A 1655-nucleotide genomic window follows, 5' to 3' on the forward strand; every position below is an offset into this window, starting at 1 on the left:
CATGATCGACCGGCCGACCGTCGCGTACAAGGTGCTGACCGCCGATCAGATGGCGGCACTGGAGCGCGACGGCGGCTTCGCCGGGGCGCCGGTGGATCTGGCCGACGGCTATATCCACCTCTCCACCGCGGCGCAGCTCACCGAGACGGTCGACAAGCATTTCGCCGGGCAAAGCGACCTGCATGTCGCGGCGGTCGACCTCACCTCGTTCGACGACATCTCGCTGCGCTGGGAAGCCTCGCGCGGCGGGCAATTGTTTCCGCATCTCTACGATGGGCCGCTGCTCTTGGAGACGGTGATCGCTTATGGCCCGCTGGAGCGTGACGCCGACGGGCGGGTGAGGCTGCCGGTGGCGGGGTAATCTGCCAGTTCGTCATTCCCGCGAAGGCGGGAATCCATTCATCCTGACCTCGCGGTAGAATCGCGACCGCCGTGCTTATGGATTCCCGCCTTCGCGGGAATGACGGGAAATCGCCGTCTCGAGCGCCACGATAAACCCCTGCGGATCGTCCAACCGATGCGCGATCCGACGCGCCGCACGCCGCCCGCGCAAAGGCGCGCGCAATTCGACCAGCACATTGGGATGCGCGATCAGCGCGAGGTTGAGCGCGCTGCGGTCTCGCTCGTTGCCCGCTGCCGTCACCGCCGCGATCATATCGAGCGGCACGCGCACCTGTTTGAACCCGCCGGTCCGCATCAACAGCGCATCCGGCGCGATCTCCACCGGCCGCCGGCGCATCAGGGCAATCGCCCAGATCAGCCACACCAGCCCGGCAAGGCTGACCAGCGACAACACCAGCGCCACCCGCGGATGCCAGAACGACACCAGCAGATGCACGACCACCAGTTCGATCGACGCCAGCCCGGCAAACACCCATAACATCGGCGCGATCGCGCGATGATAGGCGAAGGCGGTCACGCCCCGTCCACGTCCACCACGGCCAGCAGGAACCCGTCCCACTTCTTCACCCCGACCGTCTGGATCGCAGTGGCGGTGAGGCGCGGTTCGCTCGACACATAATCGAACAGCGCCCGCGTCCCGCGAATCCGCGGATCCTCGCTCGCCGTATCGACCACCCCGCCCTCGCGGATCACATTGTCGACGACGATCACCGTCCCCGGCCGCGACAGGCGGATTGCCTCGCGCACATAGGCGGCGTTGTTTTCCTTGTCAGCGTCGATGAAGATCAGATCGAACGGCCCGTCGAGCCGCGCCAGCGTATCGAGCGCCGCGCCGGTGAGCACCTCCGCGCGCGCCTCCATCCCCGCCGCGGCGAGGTTCGCGCGCGCCACATCGGCGTGGTGCGGATCGATCTCCAGCGTCGTCACCCGCCCGCCGTCGCCGACCGCACGCGCGAGCCAGATCGTCGAATAGCCGCCGAGCGTCCCCACTTCGAGCACGCGCCGCGCGCCGGCGGCCAATGCCAGCAGATGGAGCAATTTCCCTTGCGCCGGGGAAACGTCGATATCGGGCAACCCGCCCGCCGCATTGGCGGCGAGCGCGGCGCTCAGCGCGTCATCCGCGCCGAGCAATTTGTCGCCGATATAGTGATCGACCGCGGCCCAACCCGCGTCCTGGGGCTGGGTGCGGTCGACCATCTTGCTTATTCCTCGCCCTTGTAGATGCGAACGAGCTTGTCGAGCATCGCCAGCGC

At 67.5% G+C, this 1655-nt stretch carries 3 protein-coding genes; 1 reads left to right on the forward strand and 2 read right to left on the reverse strand.

What is annotated here, in order from left to right:
• Position 1: 1 nt before the first annotated feature.
• Positions 2-361: a DUF952 domain-containing protein gene (locus BGN95_RS10625; RefSeq protein WP_286772589.1), complete on the forward strand. Its 360-nt coding sequence runs from the start codon at positions 2-4 to the stop codon at positions 359-361.
• A 75-nt stretch (positions 362-436) separates the two neighbouring features.
• Here BGN95_RS10625 and BGN95_RS10630 read toward each other — a convergent pair whose 3' ends face one another.
• Together BGN95_RS10630 and BGN95_RS10635 are read right to left on the reverse strand one after the other, a co-directional pair.
• Positions 437-919 (reverse strand): hypothetical protein, encoded by a 483-nt coding sequence (locus BGN95_RS10630; RefSeq protein ID WP_179511429.1) that lies wholly within the window; start codon positions 917-919, stop codon positions 437-439.
• A complete protein-coding gene (locus tag BGN95_RS10635; RefSeq protein WP_286772590.1) occupies positions 916-1599 on the reverse strand; it encodes an O-methyltransferase in 684 nt (227 codons plus the stop codon). The genes BGN95_RS10630 and BGN95_RS10635 overlap by 4 nt, the downstream gene beginning before the upstream one ends.
• Positions 1600-1655 lie beyond the last annotated feature (56 nt).

This window comes from Sphingomonas sp. 66-10 (assembly GCF_001897045.1).
Taxonomy (GTDB): Bacteria; Pseudomonadota; Alphaproteobacteria; order Sphingomonadales; family Sphingomonadaceae; genus Sphingomonas; species Sphingomonas lycopersici.